Origin of the sequence: Arthrobacter sp. PAMC25284 (assembly GCF_019443425.1) — a bacterium.
In the GTDB taxonomy this organism is placed as follows: domain Bacteria; phylum Actinomycetota; class Actinomycetes; order Actinomycetales; family Micrococcaceae; genus Arthrobacter; species Arthrobacter oryzae_A.
Map to the genome: position 1 here is coordinate 2,812,514 of NZ_CP080382.1, position 23,632 is coordinate 2,836,145.

The 23,632-nt window shown below is 65.6% G+C and carries 20 protein-coding genes and 2 pseudogenes; 7 read left to right on the plus strand and 15 right to left on the minus strand.

Going from position 1 to position 23,632, the window contains the following annotated elements:
* Positions 1–10: 10 nt before the first annotated feature.
* Together KY499_RS12980 and gdhA are read left to right on the plus strand one after the other, a co-directional pair.
* Entirely contained in the window at positions 11–433 is a 423-nt protein-coding gene (locus KY499_RS12980; RefSeq protein WP_123255059.1) for a heat shock protein transcriptional repressor HspR, read from the plus strand.
* Positions 434–643: 210 nt separating this feature from the next.
* Positions 644–1,981, plus strand: coding sequence for an NADP-specific glutamate dehydrogenase (gene gdhA, locus KY499_RS12985; RefSeq protein WP_123255058.1), 1,338 nt, complete (start codon positions 644–646; stop codon positions 1,979–1,981).
* An 18-nt stretch (positions 1,982–1,999) separates the two neighbouring features.
* On the opposite strand, the gene KY499_RS12990 is transcribed toward gdhA, so the two are convergent.
* The 3 genes from KY499_RS12990 to KY499_RS13000 all read right to left on the minus strand — a co-directional run bounded on the left by KY499_RS12990 (position 2,000) and on the right by KY499_RS13000 (position 6,761).
* Positions 2,000–5,488, minus strand: a complete 3,489-nt coding sequence (locus KY499_RS12990; RefSeq protein WP_123255057.1) for a DEAD/DEAH box helicase — start codon at positions 5,486–5,488, stop codon at positions 2,000–2,002.
* A 77-nt stretch (positions 5,489–5,565) separates the two neighbouring features.
* Entirely contained in the window at positions 5,566–6,159 is a 594-nt protein-coding gene (locus tag KY499_RS12995) for a DUF5655 domain-containing protein (RefSeq protein WP_258190765.1), read from the minus strand.
* A 47-nt stretch (positions 6,160–6,206) separates the two neighbouring features.
* Positions 6,207–6,761 carry a hypothetical protein gene (locus KY499_RS13000; RefSeq protein ID WP_219885539.1) on the minus strand — a complete coding sequence of 185 codons (555 nt, stop codon included), beginning with the start codon at positions 6,759–6,761 and terminating at the stop codon, positions 6,207–6,209.
* Positions 6,762–6,925: 164 nt separating this feature from the next.
* On the opposite strand from KY499_RS13000, the gene KY499_RS13005 reads away from it, so the two are divergent.
* Both KY499_RS13005 and KY499_RS18810 read left to right on the plus strand, forming a co-directional pair.
* Positions 6,926–7,423, plus strand: a complete 498-nt coding sequence (locus KY499_RS13005) for a sigma-70 family RNA polymerase sigma factor (RefSeq protein ID WP_219885540.1) — start codon at positions 6,926–6,928, stop codon at positions 7,421–7,423.
* Positions 7,420–8,098, plus strand: a pseudogene (locus KY499_RS18810) (anti-sigma factor family protein). The gene KY499_RS13005 and the pseudogene KY499_RS18810 overlap by 4 nt, the downstream one beginning before the upstream one ends.
* A 62-nt stretch (positions 8,099–8,160) precedes the next feature.
* On the opposite strand, the gene KY499_RS13015 reads toward KY499_RS18810, so the two are convergent.
* Positions 8,161–8,967: a DUF1206 domain-containing protein gene (locus tag KY499_RS13015; RefSeq protein ID WP_375141149.1), complete on the minus strand. Its 807-nt coding sequence runs from the start codon at positions 8,965–8,967 to the stop codon at positions 8,161–8,163.
* Positions 8,968–9,132: 165 nt separating this feature from the next.
* Positions 9,133–10,056, minus strand: a complete 924-nt coding sequence (gene trmB, locus KY499_RS13020; protein WP_123255052.1) for a tRNA (guanosine(46)-N7)-methyltransferase TrmB — start codon at positions 10,054–10,056, stop codon at positions 9,133–9,135.
* Positions 10,057–10,314: 258 nt separating this feature from the next.
* On the opposite strand from trmB, the gene KY499_RS13025 reads away from it, so the two are divergent.
* Together KY499_RS13025 and KY499_RS13030 are read left to right on the plus strand one after the other, a co-directional pair.
* Positions 10,315–11,376 carry an MFS transporter gene (locus tag KY499_RS13025; RefSeq protein ID WP_258191102.1) on the plus strand — a complete coding sequence of 354 codons (1,062 nt, stop codon included), beginning with the start codon at positions 10,315–10,317 and terminating at the stop codon, positions 11,374–11,376.
* 26 nt (positions 11,377–11,402) lie between these two features.
* Positions 11,403–12,839 carry an MFS transporter gene (locus tag KY499_RS13030; protein ID WP_219887005.1) on the plus strand — a complete coding sequence of 479 codons (1,437 nt, stop codon included), beginning with the start codon at positions 11,403–11,405 and terminating at the stop codon, positions 12,837–12,839.
* A 12-nt stretch (positions 12,840–12,851) separates the two neighbouring features.
* Here the strand turns inward: KY499_RS13030 and KY499_RS13035 are convergent, their stop codons facing one another.
* Positions 12,852–13,031, minus strand: a complete 180-nt coding sequence (locus tag KY499_RS13035; RefSeq protein ID WP_123255049.1) for a hypothetical protein — start codon at positions 13,029–13,031, stop codon at positions 12,852–12,854.
* Between the two features lie 203 nt (positions 13,032–13,234).
* The gene (locus KY499_RS13040; RefSeq protein ID WP_219885541.1) at positions 13,235–14,470 is read right to left on the minus strand and encodes an IS110 family transposase; all 1,236 of its coding nucleotides are present in this window, start codon (positions 14,468–14,470) and stop codon (positions 13,235–13,237) included.
* A gap of 361 nt (positions 14,471–14,831) precedes the next feature.
* Here KY499_RS13040 and KY499_RS13045 point away from each other — a divergent pair, with 361 nt between their 5' ends.
* Positions 14,832–15,962 (plus strand): glycosyl hydrolase 53 family protein, encoded by a 1,131-nt coding sequence (locus KY499_RS13045; RefSeq protein ID WP_219885542.1) that lies wholly within the window; start codon positions 14,832–14,834, stop codon positions 15,960–15,962.
* 26 nt (positions 15,963–15,988) lie between these two features.
* On the opposite strand, the gene KY499_RS13050 is transcribed toward KY499_RS13045, so the two are convergent.
* The 8 genes and pseudogenes from KY499_RS13050 to KY499_RS13085 all read right to left on the minus strand — a co-directional run bounded on the left by KY499_RS13050 (position 15,989) and on the right by KY499_RS13085 (position 23,495).
* Positions 15,989–16,873: a glycosyl hydrolase 53 family protein gene (locus KY499_RS13050; protein WP_219887006.1), complete on the minus strand. Its 885-nt coding sequence runs from the start codon at positions 16,871–16,873 to the stop codon at positions 15,989–15,991.
* Positions 16,794–17,183: a glycosyl hydrolase 53 family protein gene (locus KY499_RS13055; RefSeq protein ID WP_219885543.1), complete on the minus strand. Its 390-nt coding sequence runs from the start codon at positions 17,181–17,183 to the stop codon at positions 16,794–16,796. The genes KY499_RS13050 and KY499_RS13055 overlap by 80 nt, the downstream gene beginning before the upstream one ends.
* 25 nt (positions 17,184–17,208) lie before the next feature.
* Positions 17,209–18,435, minus strand: coding sequence for a glycosyltransferase family 2 protein (locus tag KY499_RS13060; RefSeq protein WP_219885544.1), 1,227 nt, complete (start codon positions 18,433–18,435; stop codon positions 17,209–17,211).
* The gene (locus KY499_RS13065; protein ID WP_219885545.1) at positions 18,410–18,985 is read right to left on the minus strand and encodes a hypothetical protein; all 576 of its coding nucleotides are present in this window, start codon (positions 18,983–18,985) and stop codon (positions 18,410–18,412) included. The genes KY499_RS13060 and KY499_RS13065 overlap by 26 nt, the downstream gene beginning before the upstream one ends.
* The gene (gene galE / locus KY499_RS13070) at positions 18,982–20,028 is read right to left on the minus strand and encodes a UDP-glucose 4-epimerase GalE (RefSeq protein ID WP_219885546.1); all 1,047 of its coding nucleotides are present in this window, start codon (positions 20,026–20,028) and stop codon (positions 18,982–18,984) included. The genes KY499_RS13065 and galE overlap by 4 nt, the downstream gene beginning before the upstream one ends.
* Before the next feature lie 28 nt (positions 20,029–20,056).
* Positions 20,057–21,377: pseudogene (locus tag KY499_RS13075) on the minus strand (UDP-glucose dehydrogenase family protein).
* Between the two features lie 64 nt (positions 21,378–21,441).
* Positions 21,442–22,602 (minus strand): SDR family oxidoreductase, encoded by a 1,161-nt coding sequence (locus KY499_RS13080; RefSeq protein WP_308813044.1) that lies wholly within the window; start codon positions 22,600–22,602, stop codon positions 21,442–21,444.
* Between the two features lie 203 nt (positions 22,603–22,805).
* Positions 22,806–23,495, minus strand: coding sequence for a bifunctional 2-polyprenyl-6-hydroxyphenol methylase/3-demethylubiquinol 3-O-methyltransferase UbiG (locus KY499_RS13085; RefSeq protein WP_219885547.1), 690 nt, complete (start codon positions 23,493–23,495; stop codon positions 22,806–22,808).
* Between the last annotated feature and the right edge of the window lie 137 nt (positions 23,496–23,632).

Genomic DNA, 23,632 nt, shown 5'->3' on the forward strand with positions numbered 1-23,632 from the left:
AGGCCCTGTTATGGCCTTCGATGTTGACCAGCCGATCTTCGTCATCTCCGTTGCTGCGGACCTGGCGGACATGCACCCACAGACTCTGCGTCAGTACGACCGGCTGGGCCTCGTCTCGCCCAGCCGTGCCCCGGGCAAGTCCCGACGGTACTCGCAGCGGGATGTGATGATGCTGCGCGAGGTCCAGCGGCTCTCCCAGGAGGGCGTCTCGCTCGAGGGCATCAAGCGGATTCTGCAGCTGGAAAACCAGGTGGCCGCCCTGCAACGGCGGGTCGGTGAACTGACCGAGGAGCTGACCCGGCGCCGTGAACCGCTGGATGCGCGGATTTTCGCCGCCGGAACGGCCGGCGACGTGGTTAGTCTGGCCCGCGGCAAACGCCCCCGTGCCCGGACTCAGGCCGTTGTGGTGTGGCGGCCGCGGAACCCGGAGTGAATCGGCGCCGGGGAACAGGCCCGCGAAGCCGCCCGGAGATTGCAGACGGCCGGTCCGGGGCCGGTCCAGCGCGCGGCCCCGGCCGGCGTCGATCAGACACCACGGGGCCATTGGCAGGTGTCCATCCAGACCTCAAAGCACATGGACTTTCGTGATGTGGAATACTGTTTCCACAAGAATGAACGCTGATTCGTATTTGAGGATAATTTTATGGACGCAAGGCTTGAGGCTATCCGGGACACCGTACTGGCGCGGAACCCGGGAGAAGCGGAGTTTCACCAGGCAGTGACGGAAGTCTTTGAGAGCCTGGGCCCCGTTCACGACCGGCACCCGGAATTTCTCCATGGCGCTGTGCTGGAACGGCTTTGCGAACCGGAACGCCAGATCATCTTCCGGGTTCCATGGACGGATGACGCCGGCCGGGTGCAGATTAATCGTGGCTTCAGGGTGGAGTTCAATTCGGCGCTCGGGCCCTACAAGGGCGGGCTGCGGTTCCATCCTTCTGTCTACCTGGGCATCGTGAAGTTCCTCGGGTTTGAGCAGATTTTCAAGAACGCGCTGACGGGCATGCCCATCGGCGGCGGCAAGGGCGGCTCGGACTTCGACCCGCGCGGGCGCAGCGACGCCGAGGTGATGCGGTTCTGCCAGTCCTTTATGACCGAGTTGTACCGTCACATTGGGGAATACACGGATGTTCCGGCCGGTGACATTGGTGTGGGCGGCCGTGAGATCGGATTCCTGTTCGGCCAGTACAAGCGCATCACCAACCGCTACGAATCCGGTGTCCTGACCGGCAAGGGAGTGTCCTGGGGCGGCTCCCTGGTCCGGCCCGAAGCCACCGGGTTTGGCACCGTGATTTTCACCGATGAGATGCTCAAAGCCCGCGGCAAATCCTTTGACGGGCAGCGGGTGGTGGTTTCGGGATCCGGGAACGTGGCCATCAACGCGATTGCCAAGGCGCATGCGCTCGGCGCGACGGTGGTCGCCTGCTCGGATTCCAGCGGTTACATCGTTGATGAAGCCGGGATTGATGTTCCGCTCCTGCGTGAGATCAAGGAAGTGGAGCGCGGCCGGCTGAAGGACTACTTCCTGCGCCGTCCGGGCGCGCATTATGTTGAGAACGGGTCCATCTGGGACGTGGACGCCACGGTTGCGCTGCCGTGCGCCACCCAGAACGAGTTGGACGGCGCGGCCGCCTCCCGTCTGGTGGGCAGTGGCCTCGTGGCAGTGGGAGAGGGGGCCAACATGCCCTGCACCCGCGACGCCGTGGCAATCTTCCAGCAGGCCGGAGTGCTCTTCGGACCGGGCAAGGCGGCCAATGCCGGTGGTGTGGCCACGTCGGCGCTGGAAATGCAGCAAAATGCCAGCCGCGACTCCTGGTCCTTCGAACACACCGAACGCAGGCTGACTGAGATCATGGTCGGCATCCATGATCTCTGTGCCACGACCGCGGAGGAATACGGCGACCCGGGCAATTACGTCCTCGGCGCCAACATTGGTGGCTTCGTGAAGGTGGCCGACGCCATGCTGGCGCAGGGCCTGATCTGACCCTTCCCGGCGGCGTGGTCAGTCGTTGAACAACCCGGCCAGGTCCTCGGCCGTGAGCGCGCCGCCGGACAGCGCATCGCCTTCCATGACGTCGGCGAACAGCTGGGACTTTTTGGCCTTCAGCGCCATCACCTTCTCCTCGATGGTGTCCTTGGCGACCAGGCGGTAAACCATGACATTCCTGGCCTGGCCGATCCGGTGCGTCCGGTCCACGGCCTGCGCCTCTGACGCCGGGTTCCACCACGGGTCCAGCAGGAACACGTAGTCCGCCTCCGTCAGGTTCAGGCCGAATCCACCGGCCTTGAGGCTGATCAGGAACACCGGGGCGGCGCCGTTCTTGAACTCATTGACGACGTCGGACCGGTTGCGGGTGCTGCCGTCGAGATAACAGAACTCGATGCCCTCCGCGATAAGGCGTTCCCGGACCTTGCCCAGGAACCCGGTGAACTGGCTGAAAATGAGGGCCCGGTGGCCTTCGGCCACGAGGTCTTCCAGCTGTTCGAACAACACATCGAGCTTGCTGGAGCGTACCCCGGACAGGGACGGATCGATCAGGGTCGGATCCAGGCTGAGCTGCCGCAGCAGGGTCAGCGACTGGAAGATCGTGAACCGGTTCTTGTTTACGTCGTCGATCAGGCCCAGGATCTTCTGCCGTTCCCGCTGGAGGTGCGTCTGGTACACCTTCTGGTGCCGCGGGTTCAGCACCACCTCGAGGATTTGCTCCTGCTTGGGCGGCAGATCCTTAATGACCTGTTCTTTCGTGCGGCGCATCATCAGCGGACGGACCCGGCGCCGGAGTTTGTCCAGCTGGGCTTTGTCGCCGTTCTTCTCCACCGGTTTCTGGTAGTACTCGGCGAACCGCTTGGGGCTGGAGAAAAGCCCCGGCGCGACGATCGAGGTCAGCGCCCAGAACTCCATCAGGTTGTTTTCCAACGGGGTGCCGGTGATGGCCAACTTGAACGCGGCCGGGAGCTTACGGGCACACTGATAGGCCTTGGACTGGTGGTTCTTGACGAACTGGGCCTCGTCCAGGAGCAGCCCGGCCCAGGCATGCGACGCATAGGCATCGTAGTCGATCCGGAACAGCGCATAGGAGGTGATGATGATGTCCGCGCCGTCCATCGTGGTCTTCGCGTCCGTGCCGCTCTTCGCGAATGTCTCCCCGATGGCGCGCACCGTCAGCCCGGGCGCGAACCGCGCGGCCTCCGCGGCCCAGTTGCCGACCACGGAGGTGGGCGCCACCACCAGGAACGGTGCAGCACCCGCGGCGGGGTCCGGGACGGCCTCCTTGGCCGCGCACACCAGTGCCAGCGCCTGGACGGTCTTGCCGAGGCCCATGTCATCGGCCAGCACACCGCCCAGTCCGTGGCGGTAGAGGAAACTCAGCCAGTTGAACCCCTCCGCCTGGTACGGCCGCAGTTCAGCATTCAGCGTCGCCGGCAGCGGCAGGCCCTTCACGCCGCCCTCCAGCAGCCCGCCGACAGCCTCGCGCCATGCGGCGGCCTGCTCGTCCACAATCCCGAGCTGGGCGAGTTCGTCCCAGAGCCCGGCCTGGAAACGGCTGATCTGCAGGGGCGCATCCTTGTTGTCCTGCAGCGAACGGGCCTCGTCAATCAGCGCCCGGAGCTGGTGCAGTTCGGGCAGATCGAGGGAGAAGTGCGCCCCGCTGGGCAGCAGCATCCGGGTCTGCCCGGCGGCGAGGGCGGAAAACAGTGCGGCGAAGGACACCGGCTGGCCTTCCAGCGTGATCACGATGCCCAGGTCAAACCAGTCGCGGCTATCCGTGGCGGTGGTGGAAATCGCTACAACCGGGGCTTCTTCGGCCTCGCGGTAGTCCGCGATATCGCCTGCGGTGTCGACCTTCACACCGGGAAGTTCGCGCAGCCGGGGGAGGACCTCCTCCGTGAAGGCCAGCGTGTCCAGGCCGGTGAGCTCGGTGGATGCCGCGAGCCGGGGTGTTCCCCAGCCGCCGGCGGCGGATTCGCCCAGGGACGCAACGATGTGCCACGGCTGGCCGACAGCTTCGAGGATGCGGGCCTCGGCAGGGTCGTCCCGGTAGCCGTGATCACCCGGATGGCGCCACAGCGGCTGCGCCGTGACGTGGTTGCCCGAGGTGTAATGCCATTCCCAGTGCAGCCGGACCCGGTGGTCCGCACCGTAGCTGGCGAGCAGGGACAGAATCGGGACGGCCAGTGCCGGCAGCTGGACGGACTCGTCGGATGCCGTGACGCGGGCGGTCTGCTTCAGCTTGGGATAGAACCCGGTCAGGAAGCGGCTTTCGTCACGGGCCGGGATGTGCAGGGTGGTCCCTTCCGTGACGAAGGTCAGGAGCTCCTCGCTGAGCCCGCCTTCGAGCGGGGCCAGCGTGATAACCGGGTCTCCGGCGGCGGTGCCGGGCAGGGTGGCGCCGGGCGAGGTCAGGAATATCCCGTGGGCCGGACGGCCGATGGTGCCGACGGAGGCAGGATCCACGACGACCCCCTCCACGGTGATGCTCGGAGCGAGTTCCAAGCCGCCGTCGTTGCCCCCGCCGGAGGCAGGATCGGCCGCGTCCGCCCGCGCAGCGCCCGTTCCGGCCGCATCCCCGGGCCCGGATCCGGCTTCGGGGTCCGTGGCGTCCCGGGAGCCCGCCGGGGCGCCGGAACGCGTGAGATTCAGTCCGACGGCGGCGGGATCAGCTACGAACCGGACCGGTTCTGCCCCGCGGCTGTGCACGAGGGCGACGCCGATTTTCTGCGCCACGGCAAGCAGGCTCCACAGGTTTTTCCCGGCATAGGTGTTCAGCCCCAGCCACAGCCCTGTCCCGGCGTGCTGGCGATTCGCCAGGGCAGTGTGGGCGGCGAGGAACTCCTGCATCCATTCGATGTGGGCCTCATTGCATTCACGCCGGTAGTTCAGGTAGCTGAGGGTGTTCCAGGAGACGTCCCCGCGGATCCACTTGCCCTTGGCCCCCATGATCACGGGCCGTGCCTTGAGCTGGCGTACGCTGCGCAGCGGATCACGGCGGCCGGTGTAGGAGAAGTGCGGTGCGGGTTCCTCGATCTCGAATTGCAGGGCCAGCGGGACGCCGTTGGTAGAGGCGATGATTCCGGGCTGTGAGATCAGGGGGCTGAGCGCCCGCTCCCAGTCGGGCAGGGCCGGAGTGGCGGGTGGACGGGACTGCCGCGCCGCGCTCGCGGGAGCCAGCAGCTGGACCCGGATCGCCGGATTGTCCTCGGCGGCGAACAGCAGGGCGGCCACGTGCTTGCAGTCTTTGCGGACCGGGCAGCTGCAGACTCCCACGGTGCAGCTCCAGCCGCCCGTCTTCCGGACCAGCTTCGCCGTTGTGGAGTAGGGCACGGGCGCCCCGCCCCGGACTTTGCCGAGCAGCAGGCCGGTGGCGGCGTCGAAGGATATGCCCGAAACGCGGCTTCCCATGGCGTACGCCAGTCCGGCCGCCAGGGAGCGGTCGTTGATTGCGGGAGTCTGTATTGCCAGTGCCGCACTCTCGTCCTCATAGGAAGGCATGCGTGCGCTACTTTCGGCAGGTGGTCATCTGATCCATCTTAGCCAGCCTGCCGGGCTCCTCGGACGACGAACGCCGGCTAGACGTTCCCTTCCAGTGCAGCGGAGAGGAAGTTCAGCAGTCCGGCGTCCACTTCGTCCGTGGAAGTGATCCGGATCCTGCGGTCAAAGGAATCGCCGGCGCGGACCTTGACTGCCTCGAGCCGGCCGCCGGCGGGGACATTGATGCGCAGGGCCACGTCCACGGTGGTGTTGTTGGCGCGGGTCACTTGGGCGAACTTACGCTTCGGGCTGTGCAGCGAGACGTAGCCCTTGCGCATTTGGATCGCCACGCCCTCAGTTGCCGCGGCCCAGGCGAGGATCGCGTCGGTGATCGGCCGCAGCTGCGGGTGTTTCGCGTACTGCCCGTCGTAGAGCTCGTCGGCGTCGCGCAGCATGAATTCCGGGTAGCCGAACATCTCCCAGGACACGGCGTATTGTGCGTAGCCGGTGATGCCGTGCTCATTCCGCATCCAGTCCCTGAGCTCGGCGTTATTTCTTAGCCCGGCTGCGCGGCCTTTTTCCGCCCACCACCGAAAGTCGTGGCCGGACTTGCGGAGCAGCAGCGCCTGGTTGCTGTCCACCATGGTCTGCCAGGTCTTCGCGGCAGTTTTCAGATCGATCTCCGGATTCATGAACTGATACTAGCGCCGGCCCTGCCCGGGGGCAGGGCCGGGCCGCGTCAGGATCCGGCCGGTGCGGTAATCATGTCGCCGGAGGGTGCCGCGAGGTACCAGACGCTGTTCACGCCCTGGCCGAGGATGTCTCCGGCGGCCTTGTCCTTGGCGAAGTAGTACAGCGGCATCCCGTTCAGGGTCAGCTGCTTCTTGCCGTCGGGGGTGTCAATGGTCCCGACGACGCCGGTGACTCCGTCCAGTTCGGGCGAATCCGAATCGGTGATGACCGGAGGCCACGCCGCCAGGCACCCGTCGGTGCAGGCGCTGGTTCCGGAGTCCTTCGTGTCCTTGGTGAAGTAATAGACGCTCATGCCGTTGTCATCCACCACGATTTGCCCGGCCGCGGAGTCAGCCACCATCAGCTTGGTGACCGCCGACATCGCCGCCGGAGCCGACGTTGCGGCCGTGCTGCCCGTGGTTTCCGCCGCTGACGGCGACGCGGCCGCGGGAGTGGTGGCAGGCGCCGTCGTTGCCGCCGGTGTGGTGCTGCCGCCGGCGCAGCCGGACAGCAGTGCGGCGAGGGCGACCGCGGACAGGCCAATGCTGAGGTTTTTCATCATTTGTTGCTCCTTGACTCAGGCCAGTCCGACTCGGAGGCTGGCGTTAAGCGGTACGACGTGCAGGCGGGAAGATTGGTTCAAACCGAAACCGTGAACCAATCCAGGCCTCGGCGCGTCATAGGGGTCAGAAGGATGAAACCAGGACGAAAACCGGAGGGTGGAGCATGCCGCTGGACGAAGACGTAGTGGCGTCGATTTATCGTGACCACGGAACTGCCCTCAAGCGTTTTATCGTGAGCGCCACGCGGGATCCGCAGGCCGCGGAAGACATCGTGCAGGAAACCGTAATGCGCGTCTGGCAGCAGGCGCCAGAGATTACCGGCAGCCTGCGCAGTTACTTGTTCAGGACGGCCCGCAACATCATGATCGACAATTACCGCAAGGCCCAGCGCAGACCGCAGGAGGCGGCGGAACGCGACGTCGCCGACCCGGTGAATACCGGACGCGTCGATGAGCTGCTGAACAAGGTTCTGATGGAGGAAGCGCTGCTTCGGCTGAGCGTCGAACACCGGAAGGTCCTTGTGGCCCTTCACTACCAGCGATACACCGTCCAGGAGGCATCCGTACAGTTGAATATCCCGAGCGGCACCGTGAAGTCCCGTGCGTTCTACGCCGTCAGGGCGCTCCGGACCATCCTCGACGAGATGGGGGTGCAGCGATGAACGAAACCAACCCCCACCAAATGCTTGGTGTCTACCTGCTTGGTGGTCTGGAGCCCGACGACGCCGCAACGTTTGAGCGCCATCTCGCAGTCTGTGCCGACTGCCGTCGCGAACTGGACGATCTGGCCGTCCTCCCCGCGCTCCTCGACGCGGTGCCTGCGGCCGATGCCGTGGCCCTCACCGTCGCCGTGCCCGGTCGCGGACCAGGGTCCGCCGCAGTGCCGGTTGAAGTACCGCGGCGGCTGCTCGACGAACTTGCCGTCCGCCGCCGTCACGCAAGGCACCGGTGGGTGGCCGCCCTGGGCGGCGCGGCCGCCGCTGCCCTGGCACTCGGTGTCCTGGCGGGGCCCGTTGCTGATCCAGCCGGCCAAACCCGACGCCAGTTACTCCGTTCAGTCCGGCGGGGGGCTGCAACTCAGAGTCGGGCTGGTCCACAAGACCTGGGGAACCGAGCTGGCCGTTGAGGGTGCGAGCCTCCCGGTCGAGGGAACGATGTCCCTGTGGGTAAAGGACCGCGACGGCGGTGAAGACCGCGCCTGCGCGTGGACCGCCACCCCCAGCGGCAAAGTCAGGATCACCGGAGCAACGCCCGTGCAGTTGGCCAGCATCGCCAGCATCGAGATGCGCAACAGCGAGCAGCAAACCTTGGCCTTGATCTCGGTGCCGCAGGGGTAGCGGGCGGGAGGTTCCGGGCAACCAGCAAGTTGCGGGCTTGACCGCCGGGGCACGGTTACGGTCTACATCTTGGCGAGCTTGGACCGGACTGCCATGAAGATGCCGTAGCAGATCAGGCCGGCGCCCACGGCTGCCAGCATGTAGGGGCCGAACGGCTGCTCGCGCAGGGCCTTCAGCCCGCCGTCGAGTCCGGTGGACTCTTCCGGGCGTGCCTGCACCGTGGCCATGATGATCAGAAGTCCCGCCAAAAACAGGGCGACGCCCTTGGCGGTATAGCCAACCACACCAGTCGCCGTGACTGCGGTGCGGGCATGGCCGTGGGACGGCATCCTGAGGTATTTCAGGAAGGACCGCCGGAAACCCCGGATAGCGTAGATGACCCCGGCGACGGCGACTCCGATGCCGATAACAAGAAGCACGACGAAGCCGCCCGGAGCACTCATGACTTGAACTGTCATGTCACTGGTGGACCGGCTGTTGTCAGAACGTGTACCGAGGGCAAAAGAACCCAGCGTGACGGACAAACCTGCGTACACCAGTGCCTGCAGGGCTGCCCTGACCTTCTTGGTGATCTTCTTGTCGCGTGGCAGGTGCTCAAAATCGAAGACCGCGTCGCTGGTCTGCCATACCGCCAGCGCCACACACGCGGCGAAAGAACCCCAGAGCAGCAGCGGGCCGGCCGGCTGGCTGGCGAGCTGCTGGACAGCGCCGCTGACGTCCGCCTGGCCTTCCCCGCCCACGGCGAGCCGGACGGCGATCAGGCCGATGAAGAAGTGCAGAATGCCCGAAACGGCAAACCCGGCCCGCGCCACGACTTCAAGCGCCCGGGAGTTGGTGACGTCCTCGGCGACGTCCGCAGCTTGGTTCAGTTTCTTTTTGATGATCGTTCCCTTGCGCAGTCCGGCCCCGGGCCTGGGGCGGCCCGGGGAGATCCCCTCAGTCATCCAGACATCGTGCCATGTGAAACCCCGGGGGGAACAGTGGCCGAGGGCGATCGGCGTGGGGGCAGCCGGACCCCCGGCCGCCCGGTGCCGCTAGAGACGCCTGTAGCAGAGGTCGAAGATGTGCCGGCCGGCCTCGTGGGCCTTGTTTTCGAAGCTGGTCAGGATACGCCCGTCGAACCGGGGCGCCCAACCGCCGGTAGCGTCGAGGCCCTCGTTGGGCCCCGTGTGCCCGGTGCTTACGGGGGCCCGGCCTTCCTTGACCGGCGCACCACCGACCAGGGATTCGACGCCGGATTCCCAGACCCGGGTGAGGGGGCTCTCGTCGCCGCTGCGCTCGCCGTCGTGCAGGTTCTCAAAGTCGGCCGAGCCGGCCAGCACGTCGCGGACGTGGACGGCGTAGTTGGACCAGTCCGTTGCGATCCGCCAGATGCCGCCGGGCGTGAGTGCGCGTGCGGCGAGTTCCGCGAAGGCCGGCTGGATGAGACGGCGCTTATGATGACGGGACTTATGCCACGGGTCCGGGAAGAAGATCCACAGTTCGGCGACGGACCCGGCGGGAAGCATGGTGGCCAGGACCTCCGGGGCGTTCGCCTCCACGACACGGACGTTGCTGAGCCCGCGGCTGTTGATCTTGATCAGCGTATTGGCCAGGCCTGGGGTGTAGACCTCCACCGCCAGGAAATCCTTGTCCGGGTTCTGCTCCGCAGCGTGGCAGACGGCATCGCCGAGGCCGGAGCCGATTTCCACGATCAGCGGGGCCTTCCGGCCGAATTCGGCTTCGGCGTCGAACTCAAAGTCGGGGTGCACGGACGTATTGGCGATGTGGCGCGGCACCTCGACCGCCCACCGGTCCGAGTGCTCCTCCCACGCGGCCTGGCGCCGTCCCTGCAGCCGGGTTCCGCGGCGCACGAAGCTGACAGGCCGGCCGCCGTAGGTGCCGAAAGAGGCCTGGCTGCCCGGCGTCACCGGGCGTGCCGGCTGCGGATTCTGCGGGGATTCTGGGGATTCACTCATCCTTTCCAGAATAGAGGACATCCGGGCGGCCCCGGGTGCCGGCGGACGGAGCCGGCACCCGGGAGGAGTGGGCCGGCCGCTGGCGCCCCGGCCCGTGACACAGCCGCTTGACACGGGCCACCGCCGGTGGCCTGCCACAATGGGCTCGTGAGTGCACCGCAGAGCATCCCGGACCCCGCTGCCCGGGAGTCCGTCGTCCGGAATCCCGCCGCCAGCAGCCGGAGCGGCAGCCCCGGCGTCGACGCTGTCCGCGGCACGCTGGTGGACGCAGAGATCGAAGATATCCCCGCCGCGGGTCCCACCCGGGTGGGGAGCCGCCGGGCGCTTGTTTACCTTGGCGTCTGCCTCGTCCTGATCGGGCTCAACCTGCGCACGGTTTTTTCAAGTTTCGCCGCAGTGTTGCCTGAAGTGACGGCCGACGCCGGGCTGCCGGGCTGGGCGCTCGTGGTCCTGACCACGGTGCCGGTGACGCTGCTCGGACTGTTTGCCCCGCTCGCGCCGTTCCTTGCCCGGCGGTTCGGTGCCGAACGGGTGTTGCTCGGGGCCATGGCCATGCTGACGGCCGGGCTGCTGTTGCGTCCCGTGGAGGTCCCCGGCGCGGGGCATCTTCCTGCGCTGCTCGCTGGCACCGCGGCCTGCGGAGCCGCGATCTCGCTCTGCAACGTACTGCTGCCGGGACTGGTGAAGCGCGACTTCCCCCACCGGCTGGGTCTTATGGGCGGTCTGTACACAACGGCGATCGTCGCATCCGCGGCCCTGGGTGCAGGCCTGACCTACCCGCTGTTCAGGGTAAGCGGGGAGTGGGCGGCGGCGCTGTGGTTTTGGGCGCTTCCGGCGGGCGTCGTTTTCTTGCTGTTCCTGCCAGTGGCTGTCCGGCAGCGGCATGGCCGGCAGGGACACGCACACGGAGGCGTGACGGTGTGGCGTTCCGCTGTGGCATGGAACGTGACTGCTTTTATGGCCTTCCAGGCGATGATGTCGTTCAGCGTTTTTGCCTGGCTGTCGCCGATCCTGCGCGAACGCGGCATGGACGGCAACGCGGCCGGGCTGGTCGTCTCGACGTCGATCCTGGTGCAGATGCTCGGCTCCTTGTTCGCGCCGGCCCTGGCCACCCGGTTCGGCGATCAGCGCATCATCAACACGGTCGTGGCGCTCCTGACCGGAGGGGGTTTCGCCCTGAGCGTTTTCGGACCGCTGGAGCTGATCTGGCTCTGGACCGGGGTGCTGGGCCTTGGCCAGGGCAGCCTGACCGCGGTGGCGTTGACCATGATCATGGTCCGTACCCGGGACGCATCCTGCACCGCGGCTACCGGCTGGTGACCCTGGGTTCGTGCGCCCTGGTCTTCATGGCCGCGTTTGAGTCGCTTGCGGTGACGACGATCATGCCGCTGGTCAGCCGCGAGCTGGACGGGGCCGGCCTCTACGCCCTAGCCTTTGCCGGACCGTTTGCCACCGGTGTTATGGGGATGGTCGCCGCGGGCAACTGGTCCGACCGCCGGGGTCCTGCCGCACCGCTCATGACGTCCGTGGCGGTGTTCGCGCTGGGCCTGCTGATCGCGGGAACAGCTGGGAACATGTCCGTTCTGGTTGCCGGCCGCCTGGTGCAGGGACTCGGCGGCGGGGCTCTGACGGTCGCGTTATACGTCGTGGTGGCCCGGGTCTATCCGGCGCTGCTCCACCCGAAGATCTTCGCCGCCTTTGCGGCCGCCTGGGTCATTCCGTCTCTGGTCGGTCCGCTGGCTGCCGGCATCGTTGCGCAGTGGATCGGCTGGCAGTGGGTCTTTCTGGGCGTGGTGGGTCTCGTGGTCCCGGCGCTGCTGATGGTTGTCCCGGCACTGCGTGGCCTTAACGGTGGGCCCGGGAGCACCCCGCCGGAGCAAGCTGCGGAACCGGGCGCTGAGTCAGCCGCGGAGCCTGGTGCGGATCCGGAACGGCGACCCGAAGCGGAGCCTGGTGCGGATCCGGACGCAGGCGAGGGGCACGGCCGTACAGGCAGAGCCGTCACTGCGGCGGACCCTCGACCATTGACTGCCTGGCGCCCGGCCTGGGACTACCGCCGGTTGGGGTGGGCGACGCTCGCGGCGCTCGCCGTGCTCGGCCTGAATCTGTCCGCGGAGATTCCGGCGGTCGGCACTGCACTGTCGGTAGCCGCCGTCGTTGTCGCGCTCGTGGCCGTCCGCCCACTGGTGCCGGCCGGAACCCTGCGTGCCCGCCCCGGGTTGCCGAGTGTGATCCTCATCCGCGGCCTTGCGGCGGCGGCCTTTTTTGGGGCTGAGGTGTATGTGCCGTATCTGCTCGTTGAACGCTATGCGTTCTCGGCCACTCTGGCGGGGCTTGCGTTGACCGGCGGGTCCCTCGCCTGGGCTGCCGCCTCCGCGATTCAAGGCAGGCTTGGTCCGCGGCTGGGGCACCGGCGGGCCATCCGAATCGGCGCGGCGCTCGTTTTAGGTGCCATTATCGTTGTCCTGACGGCCACCATCTTCGTGTGGCCGGCAGTCGTCGCGATCGCCGGCTGGGTCTTCGCCGGCGGTGGGATGGGTCTGCTGTATCCACGGCTGAGCGTCCTGACCCTGGCGTTGTCGACGCGGGCCACCGAAGGGTTCAACAGTTCAGCGATGTCGATCGCCGACTCTCTCGGCGCGGCGCTGGTGTTGGCGGTTTCCGGTGTCGTCTTTGCCGCGCTGGCGGCCAACGGGGCCGCGTTTTCCGGGGTCTTCGCCCTCGCCGCGGTTATCGCCGCTGCGGCGGTAGTGGTGGCTCCCAGGATTACCCCGGCGAAGTAGGGCGCGGGAAGTTCAGTCCATCTCCATGTCCGTGTCAATTGCCGGGTCGCCGGCTGCCGGCACCGCAACCATGACCTGCTCCGGGCCGCCCCCAAGCCTCAGCCCATACGTCCCAGCCGGTCGTCCGTCTCCGGGCCGGCCAGGTCCGATGTGGTGGATAACGGTATAGCGTCCCGGATCATCGCTTCGCATACAGGGTCCTTTCCTGGGCCGCTTCCACAGGTGCTTCGGAGCGGAATGCGGACCGGATGGGCCGGAACCTGAACGGACCAGGGGAAAGGTTGACAACCCAATGCCGGTCGCACGGCGTTCCGCGTCCGGGCGCCGTCATATAAGACCATCACCTGCCCTGGTGGCGTTTGGGCGCGGTTTAGATACCCCACGGTGCTAAGCCGTCAAGCGGCGCGGAGTTCGACGTTTTGGGTAGTGGTGTGCCAGGCGGTGTCCTCGTTGTAGGTGGTGTGGTGGCGGAGGCAGCCGTGGAGGATCCCGACGAGCCGGTTGGCCAGGGCCCGGAGGGTCTGGTGGTGGGTGGCGCCGCGTGAGCGGCGGGCGTCATAGTAGGCGCGTGCGCCGGGCGAGACGCTGAGTGCGGTGAAGGCCTGCAGGTCCAGGGCATCGGCCAGGCGCCGGTTTCGGGCATGCCGGGCCAGCACGCTGCGCTTGGTGCCGGAGGCCCGGGTGACCGGGCTGGTCCCTGCGTAGTTCCTCCGTGATCTGGCGTCGGCGTAGCGGTCCGCCGCGTCCCCGAATTCGCCCAGCACCCGGGCGCCGAGCACCGGCCCCAGACCCGGCTGGCTGAGGTAGATCTCAGCGTCCGGGTGCCGGCCAAAAGATTCCTCCACCTGCCCCTGCAGGACGCCGATCTGGGCGTTCAGTTCGCGGATGACGGCAACCAGGGCCGCCGTGGTGGCCGTGTAGGCGGCCTCGATCCCCGGGCGGGCGGGCAACTGGGGCGCGTGCAGTGCCTCGACGATCTCGCCGGCTCGGGCGGCCAGGTAGCGTTGCCGTCCGGCGTGCCGCAACAGCGCCTGGACCCTGGCCGGGGTGAGGCGGGCCCCGGCCTTGGGGCCAGGCGCGGCGCCGAGCACGGCCATCGCGTCCCGTCCGTGCAGGTCCTGCCCGAACGCGGACAGCGCGGCCGGGTAGTACTCGCGCAGGTTCGAACGCAGCACGTTCGCCTGCCGCTGCCTGGCCCAGATCAGCGACTGGTGAGCCCTCGCCAGGACCTTGACCTCCTCCGCGACGTCGCTGTCGGCGGCGATCGCCCGGTGCAACTCCCGGTCAACAGCCACGATCCGGGCCAGCACCAGCGCATCACCCTTATCCGATTTCGCCCCGGCCGCCCCGGTGCGCTGCCGGTAGCGGGCCGACTGCGCCGGATTGATCGCGTAAACCGTGTAGCCGGACGCCAGCAGTCCCTGGACCCAGGGCCCGCGGTCGGTCTCAATCCCGATCAGCACTTCGGCCGGTGCCGCGTTCTCGGGCAGGTACCCTCCGAGCAGGTCATGGAGGGCCTCGAGCCCGGATACGCCCTCAGTGAGCCTGCGGCGCGTCAGTACCCGGCCCCCCTCATCCATGACCGCGATGTCGTGGTGGTCCTCCGCCCAGTCGTCGCCGATGAACAGCATTGTCCCGATCCCTTCCGTTGTGGGCTTATCCCGGGCACGACGGGGAGGAAGGAACTGGCTGCGGTCTAATGGATCAGTGCTCCACGGCACGACACCCCACCAGCGCTACAGGCCCACCTCACCAACCGGCAGGGGCACGATCTAGACCTAGGCCTCGACACGGGGCCAGGGGCGTCAAGTGCTCACCCACCAGCGGCTCGGATACCCAGCATGCCCCCGAAAGGACCTACGGGTACACCCCCATTAGGGGGCGTAGGCTTTTAGCGCAACACCACGGCAACGATCAGGAACTGGGGGTCCACCATTGCATGGACTACGTCAAAAAATCGCTGCCGGTATTGGGCGACGGCAAGCACTGACCGTGATTCGCGCAGCAGTGCTCGCCGGAGCTACGGGGGCAGCATGGGTATCGAAGGACCAGCCCGGCACAACCAGCCGGTCAGCGGCGCCCGTCAGCGGATTTCGTTTCCGGGGCGCTGACATCTCCTTCACTTTGCAGGAGGAGGCCATCGGCACGGCCGTCCGGGACGCCGCCGGCGTACGCCCGATCGAACGGCTGCTCGCCCGACGCGGTGCCAACACCGTCCGACTGCGCGTGTGGGTCGACCCGCTTCCCGGAACCAGCGGGCTCGCCGAGACGCTCGTAATGGCGCGAAGGGCGCACGATGCCGGCCTCGGCATCATCCTGAGCCTGCACTACTCGGACACCTGGGCCGATGGGAAATCGCAACCGATCCCGAAAGCATGGCGGGGGCTTGATGACGCCGCCCTGCTCAGGACCGTAGAAAATTACACCCGCAAGGTCGTAGGTGCCCTGGTCAAGCAGGGCACCCCGGCCCACGTTGTCCAGATCGGCAACGAGATCAGCAGGGGGATGCTCTGGCCCGCCGGGCAGGTGTATCGGTCCGATGGCGAGCACTGGTCGTTGTTCGCGAAGCTGCTGAAGGCCGGCGTCAAAGGTGCCAAGACCGCCAGTCCTGACCATCCGCCCTTGATCATGATCCATACTGAAACTGGTGGCGACAAGGATGCCAGCAAGTACTTCTTCGACCGCCTTGTTGCTCGGCGGGTCCCATTCGACATCATCGGACTCACGTACTACCCGTTCTGGAACGGTCCGCTGACCAACCTCGAAACCACGCTCCATCAGCTTGTCGCCCGCTATGGCCGGGACGTGATGGTGGCGGAGACCGCCTATCCGTGGACCCTCGCCCAAGCCGGCGAACAACAGAACGTAGTCCGACGCGCCGAGGATCTGCCGGAGGCTGGTCTGTATCCGCCCACTCCTGCAGGCCAGGCCGCGTACTTCGAGAGATTGCGCCGGGTGCTCCAGCAAGTGCCGGGCGGTCGGTGCGCCGGATTTTTGGTGTGGGAACCCGGGTGGACCCCCGGTGTTCGCGCAACCCCGGAGATGGGCAACGCGCACGCCAACCTTGGCCTCTTTGACTGGACCGGTCAGGGGCACCCCGCGCTGAAGGTGTTCCGGGCATAGCCAAAACGGTGGCGGACCAGGGCGGTTCAGTCGGTAGCCCTGCCCGTAGGCCTGAAGGCCTCCAGCGCGGGTAGCCCTTGTCCGCGCCAGTCGAACAGCGTCAGGTTGCTGTGGGTATTTCCGGCATGTTCGCTGGCGCGGACGCCGGGCAGCCAGCCTGGCTCCCAAATGAAGTACCCGGCACCGCGCTCGTCCGGCACTTCACGGAGCACTTGATTGAGCGCGGCGAAGAATTTCGCTTGGCCCTCAGGTGTGGGTGGGTACGTCGCCGCCTCGGGCAGTGCTGAGGCACTCGAGACAACGCTGGAGGCTTCTTTACCGCTCGCCAGCGTCCACGGATACGCCGTCTCGGCGATGATGACGTCTTTGTCATACCTGTAGGCGAGGGCACGCACATTGCGCTCCAGATCGGCCAAAGGCCCATTCCAGAACGGGTAATAGGTCAGGCCGATGACATCGAAATTGACGTCGTGTCGCCGGAGCTGATCGTAAAAGTACACCGAGGCATCGTGGTCGCCCCCCGTGTCGCTGTGGATCATGATGCGGGGCGGCTGTGTCGGATTTCCGGCGAGGGCACCCCTGGCGCCGGCCTTGAGGAGTTCGCTGAAGCCGGCCCAGTCCTCTCCGCCCACGGCATGGATCTGACCGTAGGGCCAGAGAATCCCGAGGGTGACCTCGTTTCCGATCTGGACAATAGCCGGCGGTGTCCCCTGCCGGCTAAATGCGGACACTGTTTCGCGGGTGTAGGTCTCAACCGTCAAGACCAGGGCCTCATGGCTCAGCCCCCGCCAGATTGCGGGAGTACGCTGGGTGCTCCTGTCCGCCCAGGAATCAGAATAATGAAGATTGAGGAGTAGCTTCTGCCCGGCCGCGGCGGCCCCTGCGTGCCAGCGTGAGCGCAGACTCCAGATCGCTGGTGCCGGGCAGCGGGTTCACCCACAACCGGACGCGGACAAAATTCGCCCCGTGGTTCGCCAAAATCTTTTCCACCGGCGCCACCTTGCCGGAGTCACTAACGTGTTGGTTGTTGGCTTCCTCCTGCAATGTGAACGAGATATCGGCGCCGCGAATTCGCAGGATCGGCGAAGCCTCGGGGGGGCTCACTGACACGCTGGCCAGCACCAGCGCCAGCGTCCCAAGGACGACCACAAACAGGAGAAGCGGCCGGTTCATCCCCAGGGGATCGTGGGATGAACCGTGGTCCTGCTCTCCGCCGTCCATTATCGGGCTCCTGGCCATCCATCGGTCATGCGCTGGTTATGGCCTGCCAAATTGGACCCGATGCCGCGACTGACGTGGCGAGAAACAGCACCAGGAACACACCGGCGATTGTCAAGGGTGCCCTCCGTTCCTTCACGGCGTGGCCCCAAGCCAGGCCTGAGTCTCGGAGGGACCGGAAGTCCTGCGTCACGACGACGGCGATCAACATCCCGAAGAACAGTGCTCCCTGGAGTGCAAAAAACATCATCCCCTGGTTCGGACTACTTCCGACTCGAAGCAGGAACGACCAGCAAGCGGCAAGCGAGACAAGCACGAGGAGGAAATAGGGCGCCAGCTGCGCCAGACCGAACTTCGGAACCCCGGTACCGGACATTCCTTTGACCGTGATCATGTACGGTTTTTTTACTCTGAGGATTACCTGGATAAATGCGCTGAGAACCGTAACCCACCGCGAGATGTGCAGCACGACACCCCGCCAGGTCAGGCCGGGACCCTTGGGAAGTTGCCACTGTCGGCTCCAAAGCCACACCCCTGTCGCGGTGAATGCGGCCGGGAGGCTGTGTGCGAAGAAGTCGACGAAACCCGCCCGTGAGATGGGACTGTCTGCCGCGAGCGAGATCAGCGGAGCGACGAACAACAGGAGCGTCGTCAGCGACCATGCCGCGTACCAGGTCTGGACGAACAGGAACTGCAGGGCTTGCCGGGGCGAATACTTCCGGATCAGCCGGGGGGTGAAACTAAAGAGGACCTGGATCATTGAATATGCCCACGCAAACTGTTGAGCGCAGTAGGTGCTGAACGTCTCGGGACCGTCGCCGGTGGCAATGACCTCCGGAAGGAACACGCCTTCGTAGCCCTCGGCGGCAAGGACCACAGTATCGAGGTGGTCCTCGGCGCGCGTCGGCTGAAATCCGCCGATGCCCCGGATCGCCGCCATGTCGTAGGTGCAGTGGCTGCCGATGATGAACGGAGTCCGGCAGAATCCGAAGAATCCGGTTTGAAGGGGGCCCTGAAGCACCAGTTCCTGTTCCAGGGACCCTCTCGCTGTCCAGTGCTCGTGGTTGCCGTAGACGCTGGGCGCCTGCACCCAGGCAACCCGCCGGTTCCGGAAGTACCCCAGAACGCGGTCCAAGTAGTCAGGCACCGGAATATGATCGATGTCCAACTGCGTGAAATGTGTGTACTGGTCGCCGTATCTGTCGAGCCAGGCGTTCACATTGCCGGCTTTAGTCTTGGTCTGGAAGGGCGGCACAGTCCGGTTCCAGGCCGCGACACCGCTGGGGCCCCCACACTTGATCGTCGTGACGGCAGAAGTAGGAGATCCCGAGTTCGCGGGCCATCTGCTCGATGGCGGGCGAGGGTTCCTTGTCGACGAGGATCCAGCTGTCGTGCGGGTAGCGGATGTTACTCATGGCCTCCAGTTGCCGCCGGACGATGCTGAGAGACTCGGAACCCGGAACGGTCAGGGTAATAACGGCAACCTTGCCAACTGTGCCCGGCGGGACATCGTGAATGCTGACCGGAACAGGCTTTCGCATGTAGCCGAGGTAGAAGAGGTAAATGGACGGAAGTACCGTCAACCCGTAGAAGAGGGAAACGGATACCAGGGTATAGAGGACGGGACTTCCTATGTGCCGGGGCTGGAGCCACCAGAGCCAGAAGAACCCGCTCACAAAGACCCAGAGGATAACCAAAGCGACGTATTGAAACTGCTGTGCGCGGGTGAATACCCGGGTCGTTTCAGTGGATGTCAGGAAATCCTGCGCGGGGCTGCCCCGGCGGCCGATCAGATCGCTGGTCATCGCGAGCCTCCTCTCATGTCGACAAGGCCTTTATAGCCAAGCGGATTTTTTTGCTGGAAGCGCCAGGCGTCCTCGCACATCGTCGTCAGGTCCCGGCGGGCGGACCATCCGAGTTCGGCCCGGGCCCGATCCGGTGAGGCCACAAGTTCGGACACATCACCAGGCCTCCGCCCGACCAACCGGTAGGCGAGATCTTGCCCGCTCACTGCAGCGAATGCCCGAACAAGCTCCAACACAGACGTGCCGATGCCCGTGCCGAGGTTGTAGCGGCGGAATCCCGGCACCGGGCCGGATTCGAGAGCGAGCCGGTGTCCTTCGACGACATCCATGACGTGGATGTAGTCGCGGACCGCCGTTCCGTCCGGCGTGGGGTAGTCGGAGCCGAAAATCTTGAGTTCTTCGAGCCGGCCGGCTGCCAGTTGGGACAGATACGGCAGGACGTTGCCCGGAACCCCCTTGGGATCCTCGCCGAGTTCCCCGCTTTCATGGGCCCCCGCGGGGTTGAAATAGCGCAGCGCCGTGACCGACCAGTCAGAATGGCGGGCGCACAGATCCGTGAGGATCTGCTCGGCCATCCATTTGCTCCGGGCATACGGGTTGGTCGGGCGCGCCGGCGAATCCTCTGTGATGGGGAGCGCTGTGGCGTTGCCATAGATGGAGCAGGAAGAGGAGAAGACCAGATGCCGTACGCCTGCGGTGCCCATGGCATTTAGCAGGCTGAGTAACCCGGTGAGATTGTTGCTGTAGTACTCGACTGGCCGGTCCATGGAGTCCCCGACCGCTTTGTATGCGGCGAAATGGATGACGACGTCGATGCTATGGCGATTGAATACGTCGTCCAGCAGTGTCTGGTCGGAGATGTCGAACCGGTAGAACGTGACGTCGTGGCCACTTATTCGCCGGACGCTTTCAATGGCGGCGGATGAGCTGTTGACCAGGTTGTCCACCACAACGACGTCATAGCCGTTCAGCAGCAGGTCCAGGCTGCAGTGGCTTCCGATAAAGCCCGCGCCGCCCGTAACTAGGGCAGTTTGTTGTCTCATAATGTTCGATTCCCCCTGGTTTCAGCGTCTAGCGGGCGGGCCGGCCCATGGCGCGGACGGTCCAGCCGGCGGCGCGCCAACGGTCGATGTCCAGTGTGTTCCGGGCATCGAGGATGTTCGGCGCGGATACAAGATCGGAAACCAGCGCGAGATCAAGTTGCCGGTATTCCTGCCATTCCGTGAGGTGGACGGTGAGCTGGGCACCCTCGAAAGCCTTGTCTACCTCGGTGGTGTAATTCAGGCCGGGATACGCTGCCCGGGCATTTTCAATGGCTTCAGGATCGTGGACTCGCACATCGGCACCCAGGTTTTGGAGCGCGTGGGCGACGTTGAGAGCCGGGGAGTCTCGAACGTCGTCGCTATTTGGCTTGAAGGCTGCTCCGAGCACGGCGATTCTTTTGTTCTCCACGGACCCGCCCAGCATCGTCGTGGCGAGGTTGACGGCGCTCTGCCGGCGATTGACGTTGATGGAGTCCACGTTGCGGAGGAACGCGAGTGACTCTTCAACGCCAAGTTCCTCGGCTCGGGCGAGGAACGCCCGAATGTCCTTGGGGAGGCACCCGCCGCCAAAACCAAGGCCAGGGGAAAGAAAGCGGTTCCCGATGCGGGCATCGTGGCCGAGCGCCGCAGCCAGCGGGATGATATCCGCCCCAACTGCTTCACAGATTTCCGAAATGGCGTTGATGAATGAGATCTTGGTGGCGAGGAAGGCGTTGGCTGAGACCTTAACCAGCTCGGCGGTGGCGACGTCCGTCGAGACATATGGCGTTCCGGCATCGAGGATGCGTGCGTAGACCTCTCGAAGAGTGGCGTCGGCGGCCGCGGACCCCACGCCGACCACCAGCCGATCCGGATGCAGGGTGTCATTGACGGCGAAGCCTTCGCGGAGGAACTCGGGGTTCCATGCGACTTCCACCTGGGTTGCATCGGGAGCCAAATCGGCCACCATAGCCGACAACCTGGCCGCTGTCCCCACGGGAACCGTCGATTTTCCGACGATCAGGCACGGCCGGTTGAGGTTGGGTGCCAGGCCCCCGCACGACGGCGTCGACGTAAGTCATGTCGGCGGCGGTCGAACCCGGACGTTGCGGGGTGCCCACGCAGATGAAGTGAACATCGCCGAATTCCGCCGCTTCCTGCAATGAAGTGGAAAACCTCAGCCGGCCGGACGCTATGTTGTCGCGAAGAAGGTCCGGGAACCCCGGCTCGAAGAACGGAGCGTGGCCGTTGGCCAACCGTTCAATTTTGGTCGCGTCGACATCGACTCCCAGGACATCATGCCCCAATTCGGCCATACCCGCGGCGTGTACCGCTCCGAGATAGCCCGTTCCAATGACGGTTATACGCATGCTTGCCTCCTAAGTGACGGCAGCCCGAAAGTGCCCGGGTCGCCTGGAATAACGGAGTGACCGGTCAGGCCAGCCTGGCCATGGCGGGAGTGCCGTGCCGGGACGTGTGCGGGCGGACGCCCTCAAACTGTGCGCCGGCGATACTGACGGCTGCTGCAGAAACTTCTCCACGGTGCGAACGGAAATAGTTGACCGTGTGGTGGAGGCCTTCCTCTGTGGAGATTCGAGGACGCCAGCCGAGGAGATTCTCGGCCAGAGTGATGTCTGGGCGCCGTCGGGTCGGGTCGTCCATCGGAAGCGGGTGGAATTCGATTGTGGAGCGGGAATCGGTCAACGTCAGAACCAGCTCAGCCAATTCATGCATCGTTCGCTCCACCGGGTTGCCCAGATTGATCGGTCCGGTTTCGTTGCTGTCGATCATGGCAACGATTCCCCGCACCAGGTCATCGACATAGCAGAAACTCCGCGTCTGCACGCCGCTTCCGTAGATGGTCAGAGGATCACCGTTCAGCGCCTGCGAAATGAAGGTGGAGACCACCCGGCCGTCTTCAGCCCGCATTCGAGGTCCGAAGGTATTGAATATCCGGACGATGCCAACGTTTACTCCCAAACTGCGGGCGTAGGCCATGGAAATGGCCTCTGCAAAGCGTTTGGCTTCGTCGTAGACGCTGCGCGGGCCTATTGAGCTGACGTTTCCCCAGTAACTCTCGACCTGTGGATGGACCGTCGGGTCGCCGTAGATTTCGCTGGTGGAGGCCAGTACGAAGCGGGCGCCCTTTTCCGCGGCGAGTTTCAAAGCATTCTCAGTGCCGCGGCTGCCGACGGCGAGCGTCTCTAATGGCATCCGGTGGTAGTCAGGCGGCGACGCAGGGCTGGCCAAATGTGCGACCACGTCGACGGGTCCTCGGACGCGCAGCGCGGCGCTGACGTTGGCCCGCATGAACGTGAAGTTTGGGTGCTTTGCGAACGGCGCAATATTGTTGATGCGCCCTGTGGACAGGTCGTCCGCGCAGATCACTGAATCCCCGCGGTCTAACAAGGTTTCGCAAAGATGGGAGCCCAGGAAGCCGGCTCCACCCGTAATTAATGCACGCATAGTTCCCCTCAGAATGCCGACTGTGAATATCGTCATGAATCTCATGTGCAATCCGCCCGCGGGCAATTGCAGAATGTCGGAAGATAGCTGGACCGAAACGTGGAAAGGAATCGGTTGGTCCTGCGTCATGCCCCAACGAACGCGACCGTTTGTCTACGGCAAACCTAGATTCGCCCCTGAAGTTGCGCACGGGTAGCGAACACCTGTCTTATTCGCAGGCGGCGCGGGCAATACCGGGCGCGGCTACTTGGGAGTCCGCCCGCGCAGTGGCCAACACAGGCCGGTCCGAGGTCGGGGGGCCAACGCGCGATAGATGCGGCTGTGTGTGCCTGTTAGCGCGCGGCCGGCCGCGCGGCCCGAAGCACAGCGTCAGTCAGGAGGGCCGCTTCGCCGGCGGGGCCGGTCGCGCTGCGCTGCCGGCCCGCGGCGACGTCAATCCGCCAGTCGGGTGCCTTGATTCCGAGTTCGCTGATCAGGTCTTCGGCGGTGAAGTACATCTCCGGATCCGCGTGGGCTCCCCATGGCGGCAGCCCAACAGGGTGGTGGCCAACGATTAGCAGAGTGCCGCCCGTACGCACGGCAGCGGCGGCGAGCCGGAGGGTCTGCTGCCAGGGCGTCAGGGTCGAGTGCAGGAACTGTGCGGTGACGAGGTCGAATTGCCGGTCCTGCACCCAACTGGCCAGGTCCTGCTGTATCCATTCGACGTCTTCTGAAATACCGGCGGCCTCCGCATGGGCGGCGGCCCGGCCGAGGGCGACGGCGGACACATCCAGGCCCGTTACGGCCCAGCCGCGGCCCGCCAGCCAGATGGCGTCCGCCCCTTCCCCGCACCCCAGGTCCAACGCCGCCCCCGGGGCCCGGTCTGAGGCCTCGGCGGTCAGTTGCGGGTTGGGCTGTCCGCTCCAAATTTTCGGCCTGCTCAGGTACTTCTCATCCCACAGCCCGGCCGCGGTGACGTCGTCCCCCCGGTGACCGCCGGTGTCGTCGCTGCCCCGGTGCGAATCGTGCTGGTGCTCTGTCATTGCTGCCTCCAGGCTTTCAGCACATCATTGCAGTCTCCGGTCGGGGCCGCTACGCCGCAGACATGTAGAAATCACCGGACGGAAATACTGCCGAAACGTCCGTGCTGAATGCTTGGGACAAGCCGCTGGTGCGAAGG